This is a genomic window from Geodermatophilus sp. SYSU D00815 (genome assembly GCF_054050035.1).
The window spans coordinates 24831-41516 of record NZ_JBJGYO010000004.1 but is presented as its reverse complement, the minus strand read 5'-3'; the positions used below and the strand labels follow the sequence as shown (position 1 = coordinate 41516).

General features: G+C 75.0%; 14 protein-coding genes. 5 read left to right on the top strand and 9 right to left on the bottom strand.

What is annotated here, in order from left to right; genetic code table 11:
• Nucleotide 1: 1 nt before the first annotated feature.
• From ACI78S_RS06225 to ACI78S_RS06210, 4 genes are read right to left on the bottom strand one after another with little or no spacing between them, the layout of a single operon-like run.
• Nucleotides 2–1744, bottom strand: coding sequence for an acetyl-CoA carboxylase biotin carboxylase subunit (locus ACI78S_RS06225; RefSeq protein ID WP_456971362.1), 1743 nt, complete (start codon nucleotides 1742–1744; stop codon nucleotides 2–4).
• Nucleotides 1741–2262: an acetyl-CoA carboxylase biotin carboxyl carrier protein gene (locus ACI78S_RS06220; RefSeq protein WP_456971361.1), complete on the bottom strand. Its 522-nt coding sequence runs from the start codon at nucleotides 2260–2262 to the stop codon at nucleotides 1741–1743. The genes ACI78S_RS06225 and ACI78S_RS06220 overlap by 4 nt, the downstream gene beginning before the upstream one ends.
• 1 nt (nucleotide 2263) lies before the next feature.
• The gene (locus ACI78S_RS06215) at nucleotides 2264–3985 is read right to left on the bottom strand and encodes an acetyl-CoA carboxylase carboxyltransferase subunit alpha (RefSeq protein ID WP_456971360.1); all 1722 of its coding nucleotides are present in this window, start codon (nucleotides 3983–3985) and stop codon (nucleotides 2264–2266) included.
• A 29-nt stretch (nucleotides 3986–4014) separates the two neighbouring features.
• Entirely contained in the window at nucleotides 4015–4341 is a 327-nt protein-coding gene (locus tag ACI78S_RS06210) for a TcmI family type II polyketide cyclase (protein ID WP_456971359.1), read from the bottom strand.
• 386 nt (nucleotides 4342–4727) lie between these two features.
• On the opposite strand from ACI78S_RS06210, the gene ACI78S_RS06205 reads away from it, so the two are divergent.
• The 3 genes from ACI78S_RS06205 (at nucleotide 4728) to ACI78S_RS06195 (ending at nucleotide 7604) form a co-directional block, all read left to right on the top strand.
• Complete coding sequence (locus ACI78S_RS06205; RefSeq protein WP_456971358.1) at nucleotides 4728–5447, top strand: LuxR C-terminal-related transcriptional regulator; 720 nt, start codon at nucleotides 4728–4730, stop codon at nucleotides 5445–5447.
• A gap of 289 nt (nucleotides 5448–5736) precedes the next feature.
• Nucleotides 5737–6456: a LuxR C-terminal-related transcriptional regulator gene (locus tag ACI78S_RS06200; protein ID WP_456971357.1), complete on the top strand. Its 720-nt coding sequence runs from the start codon at nucleotides 5737–5739 to the stop codon at nucleotides 6454–6456.
• 71 nt (nucleotides 6457–6527) lie between these two features.
• Nucleotides 6528–7604, top strand: a complete 1077-nt coding sequence (locus ACI78S_RS06195; RefSeq protein ID WP_456971356.1) for an alkene reductase — start codon at nucleotides 6528–6530, stop codon at nucleotides 7602–7604.
• Nucleotides 7605–7658: 54 nt separating this feature from the next.
• Here the strand turns inward: ACI78S_RS06195 and ACI78S_RS06190 are convergent, their stop codons facing one another.
• Genes ACI78S_RS06190 through ACI78S_RS06170 form a run of 5 tightly spaced genes read right to left on the bottom strand, consistent with a single transcriptional unit; the run spans nucleotide 7659 to nucleotide 13574 of the window.
• Nucleotides 7659–8309, bottom strand: a complete 651-nt coding sequence (locus ACI78S_RS06190) for an SRPBCC family protein (RefSeq protein ID WP_456971355.1) — start codon at nucleotides 8307–8309, stop codon at nucleotides 7659–7661.
• On the bottom strand, nucleotides 8306–10714 hold the full coding sequence (cutA, locus tag ACI78S_RS06185) for an aerobic carbon-monoxide dehydrogenase large subunit (RefSeq protein WP_456971354.1): 2409 nt from the start codon (nucleotides 10712–10714) through the stop codon (nucleotides 8306–8308). The genes ACI78S_RS06190 and cutA overlap by 4 nt, the downstream gene beginning before the upstream one ends.
• Nucleotides 10711–11229 (bottom strand): (2Fe-2S)-binding protein, encoded by a 519-nt coding sequence (locus ACI78S_RS06180; protein ID WP_456971353.1) that lies wholly within the window; start codon nucleotides 11227–11229, stop codon nucleotides 10711–10713. The genes cutA and ACI78S_RS06180 overlap by 4 nt, the downstream gene beginning before the upstream one ends.
• Entirely contained in the window at nucleotides 11226–12101 is an 876-nt protein-coding gene (locus ACI78S_RS06175) for an FAD binding domain-containing protein (RefSeq protein ID WP_456971352.1), read from the bottom strand. The genes ACI78S_RS06180 and ACI78S_RS06175 overlap by 4 nt, the downstream gene beginning before the upstream one ends.
• A gap of 15 nt (nucleotides 12102–12116) precedes the next feature.
• A complete protein-coding gene (locus ACI78S_RS06170) occupies nucleotides 12117–13574 on the bottom strand; it encodes a uracil-xanthine permease family protein (protein ID WP_456971351.1) in 1458 nt (485 codons plus the stop codon).
• 181 nt (nucleotides 13575–13755) lie between these two features.
• Between ACI78S_RS06170 and ACI78S_RS06165 the strand changes: the two genes are divergently transcribed.
• Together ACI78S_RS06165 and ACI78S_RS06160 are read left to right on the top strand one after the other, a co-directional pair.
• Entirely contained in the window at nucleotides 13756–15255 is a 1500-nt protein-coding gene (locus ACI78S_RS06165) for an FdrA family protein (RefSeq protein WP_456971350.1), read from the top strand.
• Nucleotides 15252–16673, top strand: coding sequence for a DUF1116 domain-containing protein (locus tag ACI78S_RS06160; protein WP_456971349.1), 1422 nt, complete (start codon nucleotides 15252–15254; stop codon nucleotides 16671–16673). Before ACI78S_RS06165 ends, ACI78S_RS06160 begins: the two co-directional genes overlap by 4 nt.
• The last annotated feature ends 13 nt before the right edge of the window (nucleotides 16674–16686 follow it).

Sequence of the window (16686 nt, the reverse complement as noted above, 5' to 3'; positions counted from 1 at the left end):
GTCAGGCCATCCCGGCCGGCGCGGAGCCGGAGACGGTGGCGACGATCTCGCCGAACGTGTAGCGGCCCGGGCTGTCGTCGGGCATCTCCACGCCGTAGCGGTCGTGCAGCTCGGTCTGCATCGAGAGGAAGGCCAGCGAGTCGAGGCCGATGTCCTCGAACCGGGCGTCCGGGTCGGTGGTGCGGTTGGCCGCGGGCAGCCCGGCCTTCTCGGTGAGCAGGTCCATGAGGTCGTCGAGGGTGAAGCTGGGATCGGTCACGGCAGGTGTCCTTTCGAGGAGGGGGTCGTGCGGCTCCGGGCGGTCCGGGGTCGCGGGACGGACGAGTTGCAGGGAGCCGCGCGCGTCGGGCGGGGCGGGCGCCGGGTCCTCGCCGAGCGCGGCCGTGCGGTGCAGCAGCTCGGGCAGCGTGCGGTCGAGGAACTGGACGTCGTGCCGGTCGGCGAGCACGTCGGGGTGGCGCAGCAGGGCGCGGTGCAGGTCGACGGTGGTGTGCAGGCCCGGGCCCTCGACCCGCAGCTCCGCCAGGGCGCGGTCCATGCGGCGGATCGCCCGGGCGCGGTCGGGCGCCCAGACCACGAGCTTGCCGAGCAGGGAGTCGTAGTGCGGGGGGACGTCGTCGCCCTGGCGGTAGCCGGTGTCGAAGCGGGTCCAGGGACCGTCGGGGACCTGCAGCACCTCCAGCCGGCCGGGGGCGGGGGCGAAGCCGCGGGCCGGGTCCTCGGCGTTGATCCGGCACTCGATCGCCGCGCCGCGGGGGACGACGTCCTCCTGGGTGATCTGCAGCCGGCGGCCGCCGGCGACGAGGATCTGCTCGCGGACCAGGTCGATGCCGGTGAGCAGCTCGGTGACCGGGTGCTCGACCTGGATGCGGGCGTTCATCTCCATGAAGTACGCGCGCCCGGAGCCGTCGACGAGGAACTCCATGGTCCCGGCCCCGGTGTAGCCGACGGAGAGGGCGCCGTGCACGGCCAGGGCCCCCAGCCCGCTGCGCTGGGCCGGGGACAGGTGGCCGGCGGGGCCCTCCTCCAGCAGCTTCTGGTGCCGGCGCTGCAGGGAGCAGTCCCGCTCGCCGAGGTGCACCCCGTGGCCGTGCGCGTCGCAGAGCACCTGCACCTCGACGTGGCGGGCGGCCGGCAGGTACCGCTCCACGTAGACGGCGGGGTCGCGGAAGACCGCCCGCGCGGTGGCCCGGGTGGTGGTGAACGCCCCCGCGAAGTCACCGGGGGAGGTCACGACCGTCATCCCGCGGCCGCCGCCGCCGGCTGCGGCCTTGATGATCACCGGGTAGCCGATCCGGTCGGCGATCTCGCGGCCCTCGTCGGCGGTGCGCACCGGCTCGACGACGCCGGGCAGCAGCGGCAGGCCGGCGTCGGCCATGAGCCGGCGCGCCGTGGCCTTGTTGCCCATCTGCTGCATCACCGCGGGCGGCGGGCCGACGAAGGTGAGCCCCTCGGCGGCGCAGATCTCGGCGAAGTCGGGGTCCTCGGAGAGGAAGCCGTAGCCGGGGTGCACCGCGTCGGCGCCGGTGCGCAGCGCCGCCTCCACGATGTTCGGCACGTGCAGGTAGCTGCACCGCGGCGCCGGCGGCCCGATGTGCACGGCCTCGTCGGCCATCCGGACGACCGCCGAGTCCCGGTCGGCCGTGGAGAAGACGGCGACGACCTCGATGCCGAGCTCGCGGCAGGCCCGGGCGATCCGGACCGCGATCTCACCGCGGTTGGCGATGAGCAGGCGGCTGATCACCGCGGCCGCCGCAGCAGCATGAGCACCTGGTCGTACTCCACCGACTCGGCGTTGCGCACGAGGAGCTCGGTCACCACGCCGCCCTCCTCGGCGACGATCGGATTCATCAGCTTCATCGCCTCGACGATCGCGAGGGTCTGGCCGGCCTCCACCTCGTCGCCCTCGCGGACGAACGGGTCGGCGTCGGGGGACGGCGCCGCGTAGAAGGTGCCGACCAGCGGGGCGCGGACGGCGACGAGCCCCTCGGCCGCGAGGCCGTCCGCGGCGGCGGGCTCGGCGGGCGGGGCCTCGGCGGCCGGCCGCGGCGCGGCGGGCGCGCCGCCGTCGGCCGCCGGCGCCCACTCGATCTCGATGGCGCGGTCGCCGCTGCGCACGGTGAGCCGGCGCAGGTCGCCCGGCAGCGCGCGGGCCAGCTCGACGACCTCGTCGCGCAGCGCGCGGGCGGTGTCCTCCGGGGAGGGCGGCACCGCGCCGGAACCGTTCATCGCCGCCCTCGGGGGGAGCTCGGTGGCCTTCACGTCAGCTCCTCTGCGGGACGACGGGCTGCAGGGGCCGGAGGAAGAGGCCGTCGTCCCCACCGATCCGGGACAACCTCCGGGCGCGGGCCTCCACCAGCTCGTCGGTGCCGAGCCGCGCGAGGTCCTCGAGTTCGCGGACCAGCGCCTCGCGCAGTGCCTGCGAGGCGGCGTCCGGGTCGGTGTGCGCGCCGCCCTCCGGCTCGGGGACGACGGAGGTGGCGATGCCGGTGCCGTACAGGTGGGCGGCGCCGAGCCGCATGGCGCGGGCGGCGGTGGGCGCCGCCGAGGCGCTGCGCCAGAGGATCGCCGCGCACCCCTCGGGGCTGATCACCGACAGGTAGGCGTTCTGGAGCACGAGCAGCCGGTCGGAGGTGCACAGCGCGAGCGCGCCGCCGCTGCCGCCCTCCCCGGTGATCACCGCGACGATCGGCACGCGCAGCCGGCTGCTGCGCTGGATGATCTCGGCGATCGCGTGGGACTGCCCGCGCTCCTCGGCCTCCGGGCCGGGGTGCGCGCCGGGGGTGTCGACGAGGGTGACCACCGGCAGGCCGAACGTCTCGGCGTGGTCGAGCAGCCGCAGCGCCTTGCGGTACCCCTCGGGGTGCGGCATGCCGAAGTTGCGGGCGACGCGCTCCCGCACGGAGTGGCCCTTCTCGTGGCCGATGACGACGACGTTGCGCCCGCCGATCGAGGCCACCCCGCCCACGACCGCGGGGTCGTCGGCGAAGGCCCGGTCGCCGTGCAGCTCGACGAAGTCGTCGAAGGCCGCGTGCAGGTGGTCCAGCGTCGTCGGCCGGTCGGTCACCCGCGCCCGCTGCACGACCTCCCAGGGGTCGACGTCGAGCAGGGCCCCCGGCGGCTGCGCCCGGCCGGCGGCGGGGCGGACCGGGTGGCTCGCGGCCGGACGGCGGTGCAGGGCGACGAGCCGGGCGAGCAGGGGGCGCAGCTCGGCGCGGCTCTCCACCCGGTCGACCAGGCCGTGCGCCAGCAGGAACTCCGCCGTCTGGAAGTCGGCGGGCAGCTCGGCGCGGATCGTCTCCTGCACCACCCGCGGCCCGGCGAAGCCGACGTGCGCGCCGCGCTCGCCGACCAGCACCGAGGCGAGCGTGGCGAACGAGGCGGACACCCCGCCGTACGTCGGGTCGGTGAGCACGCAGACCGAGAGCAGGCCGGCCTCGCGGAGCCGGGCGAAGGCGGCGCTGGCCCGCGCCATCTGGAACAGCGAGAAGACGCCCTCCTGCATGCGGGCGCCGCCGCTCGCGCACACGGTGACCAGCGGCAGCCGGCGCTCCAGGGCCAGGTCGGCCGCGCCGCTGACCCGCCGGCCCACCTCGATCCCCATGCTGCCGCCGAGGAAGGAGAAGTCCATGACGGCGAGGACGACGTCGGCGCCGCCGATGGCCGCCGTCCCGACGACGACCGCCTCGGACTCCCCGGACCGGCGGGCGGCGTCCTGCAGCCGCTCGGGGTAGTCGCGCAGGTCGGTGAAGGCCAGCGGGTCGCGCGGACCGGGGGAGAACGCGCACTCGGCGAAGCTGCCGGGGTCGGCGAGCAGGTCGATGCGCGCCCGGGCGCCGAGGCGCAGGTGGTGGTCGCACTCGGGGCAGACGGAGAGGTTGCGCTCCAGCCGCTTGCGGTAGAGCAGCCAGCCGCAGTCCGGGCAGGAGACCCAGCCCGCCTGGTCGGCCGCCGTCGGCGCGGTCCCCGGTGCCGTGGTCGTCATCTCGTGCCTCTCAGCCGTGTCCGCGACGGTCACTCGGGGGAGGAGGTCCAGTGGTAGAAGCGCTGGGCCATGGCGTCCCGCGGGGAGCGCCAGTTCGGGTCGTAGGCCTCGATGTAGGGCCGCAGGTCGTCGCTCACCGCGCGGAAGGCGGGCAACGACTGGGCGATCCGCATGGCCTCGGGCGCCGGCCGGTCGAAGTCGATGAGGTGCACGTACAGGCTGTGGAACCGGTACAGCGACCGGCTGCGCACCCCGATCTCGTGCGGCATGGGGGTCGCGTCGTAGCGGCCGAAGATCGCGGCGACGTCGTCGGCGGACTCGGGCGCCATCCTCGCGATGATCATGGTCTGGTCCACCGAGGCCTCCAGCGTCGGGCAGGGCCGGGATCGGATGCGCCGAACGCTAGGCAGCCGGGGGCGGCCGCCACATCGGCCGCGCGTCCAGTTCCTGCTCGCGCCCCGGGGTGCGGACGACGGACCACCGGCCCTAGACCCGGGGAGGGTCCCGGGACCGTCGCGGGGAGGGGCGACCCCCTCCCGGAGCGGGGCCGACGCCTCCGGGAGCCGGGGGCGCCCCCCAATCCGGAGGGGGCGGGCCGCTACCCGGGTATGAACCGTGAGCCGGATCGGCCCCGGCGTGCGTCAAGCGGTGGCGACCCGGTGGGGGCATCGCCTAACTTCCGGTTCTTCGACGTGCGGCGTCGCTGAGCGGGGGCGGTGGGCCGGGACGGGAGCTGGCGAGCATGGTCGGCGAACCTGATCGGGGCGTCCCCTGGGGTACCGGGGACGGCGCGCCCGTCGGGGTCCTCGTCTGCGACGACCACGAGGTGCTGCGGCACGGGCTGCGCACCGTCCTGCGCTGGGCGCACGACCTGCGCGTGGTGGCCGAGGCCGCCGACGCCGAGGAGGCGCTGGCGCTCGCCGGCTCCCTGCAGCCCGACGTCACGCTGGTCGGCCTGGGCGCGCGGGGACCGGTGGTCCGGGACCTCGTGCGCGCGCTGACCGCGCTGGGGACGCGCGTGGTCCTCCTCGGCGAGGCCGGCACCGGCAGCGACTTCGTCGACGCCCTCCGGGCCGGGGCGCGCGGCTACGTGCACACCTCGGCGAGCCCGGAGCGGCTGGTCGACGGCGTGCGGGCGGTGGCCCGCGGCGAGACGGTCCTCGACGCCGCCGTCACCGGCGAGCTGCTGCACCACCTCGACGGCGCCCGGGGCGAGCCCGACGACGACCAACCGCCGGCCAACCCGCTGACCGAGCGGCAGCAGCTGGTCTCGGAGCTGGTCGCCGAGGGGTTGACCAACGCCGAGATCGCCGAGCGGCTGCGCGTGAGCCGCGCGACGGTCAAGGGCCACGTGACGGTGGCGCTGCGCCGGCTCGGGCTGCGCGACCGCACCCAGCTGGCCATCCACGTGCACCGCGGTGGCCGCCCGGGGGACCCCGGGAACGGCCCCGTCGGTCGCTGACCGGTCACGTCCGGTGAGCGCGGCGCGGTGAGCCGCCGCACGGCTGTGGGCCGGCTGTCAGCCGCATGAGCATTGGCTGTACAGAGACCGATTGTGCGCTATCGTTCTCCATGGTCCGTCTGAACTGACCGGTGCCGAAACCGAGGCGCCCACGTGGTGCCGTACCGGCCCAGGTCACTCGAGCCGGGCAGGGGGCATCGACATGAGCCAGACCCACAGCGCGTTCGGTCCCGGACCGGTGCGCCCGCTCCCCGGGCGCCCCGACGGGCGGGCCGGAGCTCCTCTCGCGGTGCGGCCGCGGGCAGCGGGTACGCCGTGCCCGCCGGTCGGCGCGGCTCCTCCGCCGACGTCGCTGGTCCGCGTCCTGCTGTGCGAGGACCAGGAGGTCTTCCGCCTCGGCCTGCGCGTGGTGCTGGAGGCCGAACCCGACATGGCGGTGGTCGCCGAGACCGCCCACCTGCCCGGCGCGCTCGCCGCGGTCGACGACGCCGGCACGCAGGTCGTCGTCGTCCGGCAGGGGCTCGTGGGCGGCGCGACCCTGCCCCTCCTGCGCGACCTGTGCCGGCGCGGCACCGCGGTGCTCGTGCTGGCGGAGCAGGGCGACGAGGCCGATGCGGAGCTGGTGGAGGTGCTCCAGGCCGGCGTCCGCGGCTACCTGCCCCGCCGCTCGGCCGCGCAGCGGCTGGTCGACGGCGTCCGGGCGCTGGCCCGGCACGAGGCGGCGCTGGACCCGGCGGCCACGAGCCGGCTGGTGCGCTACCTGACCGCGCCCGAGGCCGGGTCCGGCGCCGGGGCCGGGGAGCGGGCGCTCGACCGGCTCACCGAGCGGCAGCGCGACGTCGCCGAGCTGGTGGCGCAGGGGCTGAGCAACGAGGAGATCGCCGGCCGGCTGTTCCTCAGCCTGGCCACGGTCAAGAGCCACCTGACCGCCTCGATGCGCCGGCTGGGCGTGCGCACCCGCACGCAGCTGGCCATCCTGGTCAACCGGGACCGGTCGCCCGCCGCCTGACCCGGCGTGACCCTCGCCGCAGTCGGTCCCGTTCCGGAATCCGGCCCGCAACGGGGCCGGTTGCCCCCTGCATGGACCTGTTCAGCCCCGTGACCCTCGGCGACCTCGAGCTCGCCAACCGCGTCGTCATGGCGCCGCTCACCCGCATGCGCGCCGGCAGCTCCGGCGTCCCGAACGAGCTGCTGGTCGAGCACTACCGGCAGCGCGCGGGGGTGGGCCTGATCGTCACCGAGGGCACCTACCCGAACCACGAGTCGCAGGCGTTCGTCGGCCAGCCCGGCATCGTCACCGACGAGCAGGTCGCCGGCTGGCGGCGGGTGGCCGAGGCGGTGCACGCCCGCGGCGGCCGGATCGTGGTGCAGGTGATGCACGGTGGCCGGGTCACCCACCCCGACGTCAACGGCGGGCGCCGCGTCGTCGCCCCGAGCGCGATCGCGATCGACGGCGAGGGGCACACCGAGAAGGGCAAGCAGCGCTACCCCGTCCCGCACGCGCTCACCGCCGAGGAGGCGCGGGCCACGCTGCGGGACTTCGTCGCGGCCGCGGAGCGCGCCGTCGAGGCCGGCCTGGACGGCGTCGAGATCCACGGCGCCAACGGCTACCTGCTGCACGAGTTCCTGTCGCCGGCGTCGAACCGGCGCACCGACGCGTACGGCGGTTCCCCCGAGAACCGGGCGCGGTTCGTCGTCGAGGTGGTCACCGCCGTGGCCGAGGCGATCGGGCCCGGCCGCGTGGGCCTGCGGATCTCGCCCGAGCACAACATCCAGGACGCGCTCGAGACCGACCGGGACGACGTCCGCGCCACCTACGGCGCCCTGGTCGACGCGCTGCGGCCGCTGGGGCTGGCGTACCTGTCGGTGTTGCACGTGGAACCGGCGGGGGAGCTGGTGCAGGAGCTGCGCGAGCGCTCGGGCGGCCCGCTGATCGCCAACAGCGGCTTCGGCACCGTGACCACCCGCGAGGAGGCGGTCCGGCTGATCGAGGCCGCCCACGCCGACGCCGTCGCCGTGGGCCGGCCGGTCATCGCCAACCCCGACCTGGTCGAGCGCTGGCGGGGCGAGCACTCCGAGAACGAGCCGCGGGCGCACCTGTTCTACGCCTCCGGCGCCGAGGGCTACACCGACTACCCGGCGCTCGAGGCGAGCTGAGTGTGCGCGCGGTGCCCTGTCCCGTGACCGGGGAGGGCGCCGCGCGCACAACGGTCAACGGCGACGGCCGAGCAGGTAGCCGATCGCCACGCCGAAGGCGGTCAGCAGGGCGCCGACGCCGGCGCCGAGCAGGAACGTCTGCGTCTCGCCCGGCGCGGCGGCGGCCGCCCGGCCGGTGAAGACCTGCGGTGCGGCGGCCGCCGGCGGGGCGCCCACCTCGGCCTCGGCCGGCACCCGGGCCGAGGGGGCGGCGGCGATCGGCACCACGCGGCCGGTGAGCTCGTCGTCGATCGCCTTGAAGAACTGGCCGGCCATCCGCTTGGCGACGCCGGTCATCATCCGCTGCCCGACCCCGGCCACCGGCCCGCCGACCACGGCGTCCGCCGAGTAGGTCAGCGTCGTCCCCTCGTCGGAGGGCTCCAGCCCGATGCGCACCGTGGCCCGCACCTGGCCCGGCGCGCCGGCGCCGGAGGCGTGCATGACGTAGGACTTCGGCCGGTCCTGGTCGGTCAGCCGCACCTCGCCGGCGTACGTGCCGCGGATCGCGCCCACGCCGACCGAGACGCTCATCCGGTACTCGTCCGCGCCGGTCTGCTCGAGCGACTCGCAGCCGGGGATGGTCCGCGCGAGCACCGCCGGGTCGGTGATCACCGACCACACCTTCTCCGGGTCCGCGTGCAGCACCGCCGAGCCGTCGAGGTTCACGCCAGGACTCCCGTTCCCCGAGCGGTCAGCTCGGCGTTCTCGTCGCGCATCAGGTCGTACAGCTCGGTCGGCGAGATGGGCATCGAGGCGATCCGCCGTCCCGTCGCGTCCTCGATCGCCGAGGCGATCGCCGCGGTCCCCGGGATGACCCCGGCCTCCCCGGCGCCCTTGATCCCGAGCGGGTTCAGCGGCGACGGCGTCTGCTGGTGGTCGATCGCGATGTCGGGCACCTCGGACGCGTAGGGCATGAGGAAGTCCATGAACGAGGCGTTCTGCAGCTGCCCGTCGGCGTCGTAGGCCATCCGCTCGTACAGCGCCCCGCCCACGCCCTGCGCGACGCCGCCGTGCACCTGGCCCTCGACGATCATCGGGTTCACCACGTTGCCGCAGTCGTGCACCACGGCGTAGTCCACGATCTCGATCTGCCAGGTCGCCGGGTCGATCTCCACCACCGCCGCGTGCGCGCCCGAGGCGAACGTCGACCGGATCGGCGAGTAGTAGTCGCGGTGCTCCAGCCCCGGGGCGTCGCCCTCGGCCACCGGTGGCCGGTCGTCGGACGCCGTCACCGCGAACTGCGTCGCCTGCTTGGCCGCCTCGTCGAAGGCGTACCGCAGCGGGTTGGACAGGACGGCGACCGTGCGCAGCGGCACCGAGGCGCCCGGCGTCCCCTTCACCTGCACCACGCCGTCGCTGATCTCCAGGTCGCCGGGGTCGGCCTCGAGCACGTCGGCCGCGATGCGCAGCGCCTTCTCGCGCACCCCGCGGGCGGCCAGCGCGATCGCGTTGCCGCTCATCACCGCCGCCCGCGAGGCGAAGGTGCCCACCGCGTAGCCGAAGCGCCGCGTGTCGCCGGTGGTCACCTCGACGTCCTCGATCGGCACCCCGAGCTCGGAGGCGACGATCTGGGCGAACACCGTCTCGTGCCCCTGGCCCTGCGAGGTCAGCCCGGTCGAGACCAGCACCTTGCCGCTGCCGAGCACCTGCACGTGCCCGCCCTCGTACGGGCCGGGCCCGGTGCCCTCGACGTAGAGCGCCATCCCGACCCCGAGCAGCTTGCCGCGGGCGGCGGCGTCCTCCCGCCGGGCGTCGACCGCGTCCCAGCCGACGAGGTCCCTGAGCTTCGCCAGCAGCCCGGGGTAGTCGCCGGAGTCGTAGATCACCGGCCGGCCGTCCTGGAAGGTCAGCCGGTGGTCGTAGGGGAACTGGTGGGGCTGGATGAGGTTCCGCTCCCGCACCACGGCCCGGTCCAGGCCCAGCGCGTCGGCGATGCGGTCCATCGTCCGCTCCATCGCGTAGCAGCCCTGCGGCCGCCCGGCGCCGCGGTACGGCGTGACGATGACGGTGTTGGTGTAGACGCTCTCGACCTTCACCCGGTAGGTCGGGATCGCGTACGGGCCGACCAGCTGGGTCGCCGTCACGATCGGCACGATGATCCCGTAGGGCGTGTACGCGCCGTTGTCGTGCCAGATGTGGACGTCGAGCGCGGTGAGCCGGCCCTCGTCGTCGTAGCCGGCGGTGATCTCCTGCCGCTGCTGGCGCTCGTGGGCCGAGCCGATGAAGTGCTCCCGGCGGTCCTCGGTCCACTTCACCTCCCGGCCGAGCGCGATCGCGGCCATCGGCACCAGCAGCTCCTCGGGCCACGGGTGCACGATCTTCACGCCGAAGCCGCCACCGACGTCGGGCGCGATCACCTCGACCTTGTCCAGCGACAGCTCCAGCTTGGCCGCGATCGCCGCGCGCACCGACGTCGCCGCCTGGGTGCTGGAGTAGACGCGCAGCGACCGGTCGTCGGCGTCCCACCGCGCGTGCACGCCCTTGCCCTCCATCGGCGTGCAGGCGCTGCGCTCGATGTACTGGGTGAAGGAGAGCGTGTGCGGCGACGCGGCCAGCGCCGCCTCGACGTCACCGGTCTCCTGGTGGTGGACGGCGGCCACGTTGTCCGGCACGTCGGCGTGCACGGTGGCCCGCGCCTCGCGGGCGGCGTCCACCCCGACGACGACCGGCAGCTCCTCGTAGGTGACGACGATCTTCTCGGCGGCGTCCTCGGCCAGGTACCGGTCGGTGGCCACCACCATCGCCACCGGCTCGCCGACGTGGTGCACCACCCCGTTGGCCAGCGGGTAGCCGGTGCGCGGGGCGTGCAGCTGCGGGTGCGGGATGAGCACCGGCAGCGGCTCGGCCATCGGGCCGTTGAGGTCCTCGTAGGTGTAGATCGCCACCAGGCCCTCGACGTCCAGCGCCGCGTCGACGTCGACGTCGACGACCCGGGCGTGCGCGTGCGGGCTGCGCACGAAGGCGGCGGCCAGCGCGGAGTGGCCGATGTCGTCCAGGTAGCGGCCCCGGCCGGTGATCAGGCGGGCGTCCTCGCGGCGGCGGACCGGCTCGCCGAACAGCTTCGTCGTCACGCCGGGTCCTTCATCGCGGCGGCGGCGTGCCGCACGGCCTTCTTGATGTTGGCGTAGCCGGTGCACCGGCAGAGGTTGCCGCCGACGATCTCGTCGACCTCCTCCTCGGTGATCTCCGCCGTCCGGTCGCGGTCCTCGAGCCCGGCCGCGATCGTCATGAGGAAGCCCGGGGTGCAGAAGCCGCACTGCAGGGCGTGGCACTCGCGGAAGGCCTCCTGGACCGGGTGCAGCACCTGCCCGCCCTGCCCGTCGTCGCGGGCCAGCCCCTCGACGGTCTGCACCTCGTGCCCCTCGGCCTGCACGGCGAGCATGAGGCACGAGCGCACCGGCGCCCCGTCGACCAGCACGGTGCAGGCGCCGCAGACGCCGTGCTCGCAGCCGACGTGCGTGCCGGTGAGGCCGAGGTCGTGGCGCAGCGCGTCGGACAGCAGCCGGCGCACCGGCACGGCGACCTCGTGCCGGACCCCGTTGACGGTCAGCGTGACCGTCCGCTCGGTGTCGACCGAGGCGGTCATGCGGCCCTCCCAGCGGCCTCCGCGGCGGCGGAGGCGAGTGTGCGTTCGGTCAGCACGCCGACCAGCAGGCGCCGGTAGTCGGCGCTGGCGTGGAGATCGGTGTCGGGCTCGACCAGGCTCTGCGCCAGCTTGGCGGCGGCGCCCCAGGCGGCGGTGTCGACCGGCGTCCCGGCCACGGCCTCGGTGAGGTCGTGCACCTCGGGCACCAGGCCGACCGAGATGTAGGACGCCCGGGCGGCGGACACCCGGCGGTCGGCGTCGAGCGTGACGACGACGCCGGCGCCGCAGACGGCGTAGTCGCCTCTGCGGCGGGCCACCTCGGCGAACGCGGTGCCCGAGCGCTCCGGCAGCGCCGGGAAGAAGGCGGAGGTGACGACGGCGGGGCCGTGCACCGAGGTCTCCAGCGGGCCGACGAACAGCTCCTGCCACGGCACGGTCGAGATCCCGGACGGCGTCGCGACGGTGACCGAGCCGCCGGTCAGGGCGAGGACGGAGGTCATCTCGCCGGAGGGGTCGGCGTGCGCGATGGAGCCGACCGTCGTCCCGCGGTTGCGGATCGCGGGGTGGGCGACGTTCGCCGTCGCCCGGGCCAGCAGCGGCTGGACCCGGGCGGCGGCGGCGTCGCGGAGCAGCGCCCCGTGGCGCACGAGCGCACCGACCCGCACGCCGTCCCCGGTGGCCTCGACGGCGTCGAGGCCGGGCACCCGGTTGATGTCGACCAGGGTCGTCGGCGCCGCCAGCCGCATCGACAGCAGCGGCAGCAGCGACTGACCACCGGCCAGCACCTTGGCGCCCGCACCCTCGGACTCGAGGACCGCGAGGGCCTCGTCGAGGGTGCCGGGGTCGGCGTAGCGGAACGGTGCCGGTTTCACGGGTGGCGCGTGCTCCTATCGGTTGGTGCGGGGGGTGCCGGGGCGGCCGACCTCGTCCACGGACGACGGGTCGGCGCCACCGGCGTACGGGTCCTCGAACTCGGGCGCACCCTGGTACGGGCCCTCGACGCCGGCCCGCTCGGCCAGCAGCGCGGCCTTCATGTCGGCCGGCGCCACCGCGCGGGCGACGTGCCAGCCGAGCACCGCGACGATCGTGCCGAGGGCGATGCCGCTCAGCGAGAACGTGTCGGTGAACTCGAGGGTGACGTTGCCGATGGCGATGATGATGCCCGCCGCGAGCGGCACGAGGTTGATCGGGTTGGCGAAGTCGACCCGGTTCTCCTTCCAGATCTTGGCGCCGAGCAACCCGATCATCCCGTAGAGCACCACGGTGATGCCGCCGAGCACGCCACCGGGGACGATGTTGATCAGCGCGCCGAACTTCGGGATGAAGCCGAGCAGGATCGCCACGAGCGCGGCCACGTAGTAGGCGGCCGTCGAGTAGACGCGGGTGGCGGCCATGACGCCGATGTTCTCGGCGTAGGTGGTGGTCGGGGAGCCGCCGACCGCGCTGGCGACGACGGTGGCGACACCGTCGGCGGCGATCGCCCGGCCCATGTACGGGTCGAGGTCGCGCTTGGTCATCTCGGCCACGGCCTTCACGTGACCGGCGTTCTCCGCGATCAGGGCGATGATCGCCGGCAGCACGAGCAGGCTGAAGTTGAGCGAGAAGCTGGGCGCGGTCAAATCGGGCGCGCCGAACCAGCTCGCGTCGGCGACCGCGTCGAAGTTGATCCGGTCGTGCGTGCTGACCTCGCCGGTGCCGTCGGGCGCGGTGATGGGGCCCGCGGTGACGTCGAGCAGGATCGACAGCAGGTAGCCGAAGACCAGGCCGAGCAGGATGGAGATGCGGGCCCAGAAGCCGCGCAGGGCGAGCGCGCAGACGATCACGAAGGCCATCACCGCGAGCGCCACCCACTGGTCCTGCGGCCAGTAGATGCCGGCCACGACCGGGGCGAGGTTGAACCCGATCAGCAGCACGACCGCGCCGGTGACGGCAGGCGGCAGGACCGCGTGCAGGAACCGGACGCCGGCGAAGTGGATCAGCACACCCACCAGGGCGAGCACCGCACCGGAGACCAGGATCGCGCCGACGACGTCGGCGTCGTCACCACCCTGCGCCCGGACCGCCACCACGCCACCGACGAAGGAGGCGCTGGTACCCAGGTAGCTCGGCACCTTCCCGTTGACGATCAGCAGGAAGATGATCGTCGCGACGCCGCTCATCAGGATCGCCAGGTTCGGGTCCAGCCCCATGACGATCGGGAAGACGAACGTGGCGCCGAACATGGCGACCACGTGCTGAGCACCGATGCCGACCGTGCGCGGCCACGAGAGCCGCTCGTCCGGGGCGACCGCTTCGCCCAGCGGCGGGGTCTTGCCGTCCCCGTAGAGCTTCCAACTGAACGCCATGAGTGCCTCCTCGACGTGCACTTACGACCCGATCCGGTATCGGTCAACAGGCGTTGCCACACCGGGCCGGAGAACTGTGACACCGTGCACGCCGCCGACGGAAGTACCTCAGTGCTAAATCGTTATTGCGGCCCCGTTCCGATACTTCACCGCTGAGACATCGGTGGGTACGGTCGTGCAGGTGGCTGCCACACCGACCGACGTCTCCGAAGGCGTCCGCTCCGTCACGCTCCGTTCCGGCGTCTACGCCGACTCGGTGCGGCTCATGCAGGTCAGCCGGGACGTCGGCGCGATCGACGGCGTCACCGCCGTCCTGGTCGCCATGGCCACCCCGCTGAACCTCGAGCTCGCCGCCAACATGGGCCTGGCGCCGGCGCAGGAGGCATCGCCCGAGCAGCTGCTCGTCGCGATCAGGGCGGCCGACGACGACGCGCTCGCCGCCGCGACGGCCGCCGTCGACGCCGCCCTCGCCGAGCGCGAGCGCACCGGCACGAGCGCCGCCACCGTCCCGCTGCGCACCATCGGCGCCGGCCTGGCCGAGGTCCCCGGCGAGACCCTGGCGATCATCAGCGTCCCCGGGCAGTACGCGGTGGCCGAGGCCGCCGACGCCATCGCCGCCGGCCGCAGCGTGCTCGTCTTCTCCGACGGAGTCCCCGTCGAGCACGAGGTCCTGCTCAAGGAGGCCGCGCACGACGCCGGCGTGCTGGTCATGGGGCCCGACTGCGGCACCGCGATCGTCTCCGGCGTCGCGCTCGGCTTCGCCAACGTCGTCCGCCGCGGGCCGGTCGGCCTGGTCGCCGCCAGCGGCACCGGCGCCCAGCAGGTCTCCTGCCTGCTCGACATGGCCGGCGTCGGGGTCTCGCACGTGCTCGGCGTCGGCGGCCGCGACCTCAGGGCGGAGGTCGGCGGCCGGGCCACCCTCGACGCGCTCGCCGCCCTCGACGCCGACCCCGCCACCGAGCGGGTGCTGCTGGTCTCCAAGCCGCCGGCGCCGGCGGTGGCCGAGGCGGTGCAGCGCGCGGCCGACGGGCTGTCGGTGCCGGTGCGCTCCGCCGTCCTCTCGCCGGAGACGCCCGACCTCACCGCCGCCGTCGAGGCGCTGCTGGCCGACATGGGCCACGACGTGCCGGTGTGGCCGTCGCGGCCGGGCCCGGTCGAGGCGCCGGTGCCCGGCGCCGTGCTCAAGGGCCTCTACTCCGGCGGCACGCTGGCCGACGAGGCGATGCTGCTCGCCGCGCCCGTGCTCGGCGACATCCGGTCCAACATCCCGCTGCGGCCCGAGCTCGACCTCGGGGCGGACCTGTCCGTCCGCGGCCACGTCGTCGTCGACTTCGGGGACGACGCGCTGACCGTCGGCCGCGCGCACCCGATGATCGACCCCACCCTGCGCCTGGAGGCGATCGCCGCCCTGGCCGAGGAGGGCGAGCCGGCCGTGCTGCTGCTCGACGTCGTCCTCGGGTACGGCGCCGACCCCGACCCGGCGGCCGCGCTCGTGCCCGCGCTCACCGCGGCCCGGGCCGCGCGCACGCTGCCGGTGGTGGTCGCGCTGATCGGCACCGAGGCCGACCCGCAGGGCTGGAGCCGGCAGGCCGACGCCCTCGCCGCGGCCGGCGCCGCCGTCTTCGCCTCCAACGCGCAGGCCACCCGGTGTGCGCTCGACCTGCTGGGAGCCGCGCGATGAGCCTTCGGGACCTGCTGGCCGCACCCCCCGCGATCGTCGCCGCCGGCGTCGACGTCTTCTCCGACGCGCTGCGCGCCCAGGGCGCCGACGTGCACGACGTCGACTGGCGCCCCCCGGCCTTCGGCGACCCCGCCGACCTCGCCGCGCTGGCCCTCGACGCCCGCCGCGCCGCGGCCAACCGCACCGCCGTCGAGCGGGTGCTGGCCGCCGGCTCGCAGCTGGTCGACGTCCGGCCGGCGCGCGAGGCGCTGGGCCTGCCCGACCGGACGCTGCTGCACGCCGGGCCGCCGATCGAGTGGGCCGACGCCTCGGGGCCGCTGCGCGGGGCGCTCGTCGGCGCCTGCCTGTTCGAGGGCTGGGCCGACACCGTCGAGGAGGCCGAGCGGATCCTCGCCGCCGGCGAGATCACCCTCGACCCCTGCCACCACCACCGCGCGGTCGGGCCCATGGCCGGGGTGACCAGCCCGTCGATGTGGATGTGGTGCCTGGCCGACCCGGTCAACGGCGGCGAGGCGTTCTGCAACCTCAACGAGGGCCTCGGCAAGGTGCTGCGGATGGGGGCCTACGGCGAGGAGGTGCTCACCCGGCTGGCCTGGATGCGCGACGTGCTGGGGCCGGTGCTGTCGAAGGCGGTGCGCGGCGCGCTCGACGCCGGCGCCGAGCCGATCGACGTCAAGGCGATCGTCGCCCAGATGCTGCAGATGGGCGACGAGGCCCACAACCGCAACCGGGCCGGGTCGCTGATGGCGCTGCGCGACCTCTCGCCGCTGATCGTGGCGGTCGACGCGCCGTCGTCGGACATCGCCGCCGTGCTGAGGTTCGCCGGCGGCAACGAGCACTTCTTCCTCAACCTCGGCATGCCGACGGCGAAGCTGGCCATGGACGCCGCCCGCGGGATCCCCGGCTCGACGATGGTCACCGTCATGGCCCGCAACGGCACCGAGTTCGGCGTCCAGACCGCCGGCACCGGCGACCGCTGGTTCACCGGCCCCGCGCAGACCCCGGTCGGCCTCTTCCTCGGCGACTACGGCCCCGAGGACGCCAACCCCGACATCGGCGACTCCGCGATCATGGAGACCTACGGCGTCGGCGGGTTCGCCATGGCCGCGGCCCCGGCGATCGTGCGGTTCGTCGGCGGGACGGTGCCCGACGCCCTGGCCACCACCGAGCGCATGTACCAGGTGGCGCTGGCCGAGAACCCGGCGATGGCGATCCCGATCCTCGGCTTCCGCGGCGCCCCCGCCGGCATCGACGTGCTCAAGGTGGCCCGCACCGGCTGGCTGCCGCAGATCAACACCGGCATGGCCGGGCGGGTGGCCGGCACCGGCCAGGTCGGCGCGGGGCTGGTGCAGCCGCCGCAGGAGTGCTTCGAGAAGGCGCTGGCCGCCCTCGCCGCCGAGGCCCGCACCGCCGCCTGATCGCGCGCGGCGC

What these genes read in the sequence shown, in the direction of transcription:
- ACI78S_RS06215 (WP_456971360.1), bottom strand. Translation starts at nt 3,985, where the DNA reads ATGACGACCACGGCACCGGGGACCGCGCCGACGGCGGCCGACCAGGCG.
- ACI78S_RS06205 (WP_456971358.1), top strand. Translation starts at nt 4,728, where the DNA reads ATGGTCGGCGAACCTGATCGGGGCGTCCCCTGGGGTACCGGGGACGGC.
- ACI78S_RS06195 (WP_456971356.1), top strand. Translation starts at nt 6,528, where the DNA reads ATGGACCTGTTCAGCCCCGTGACCCTCGGCGACCTCGAGCTCGCCAAC.
- ACI78S_RS06180 (WP_456971353.1), bottom strand. Translation starts at nt 11,229, where the DNA reads ATGACCGCCTCGGTCGACACCGAGCGGACGGTCACGCTGACCGTCAAC.
- ACI78S_RS06170 (WP_456971351.1), bottom strand. Translation starts at nt 13,574, where the DNA reads ATGGCGTTCAGTTGGAAGCTCTACGGGGACGGCAAGACCCCGCCGCTG.
- ACI78S_RS06160 (WP_456971349.1), top strand. Translation starts at nt 15,252, where the DNA reads ATGAGCCTTCGGGACCTGCTGGCCGCACCCCCCGCGATCGTCGCCGCC.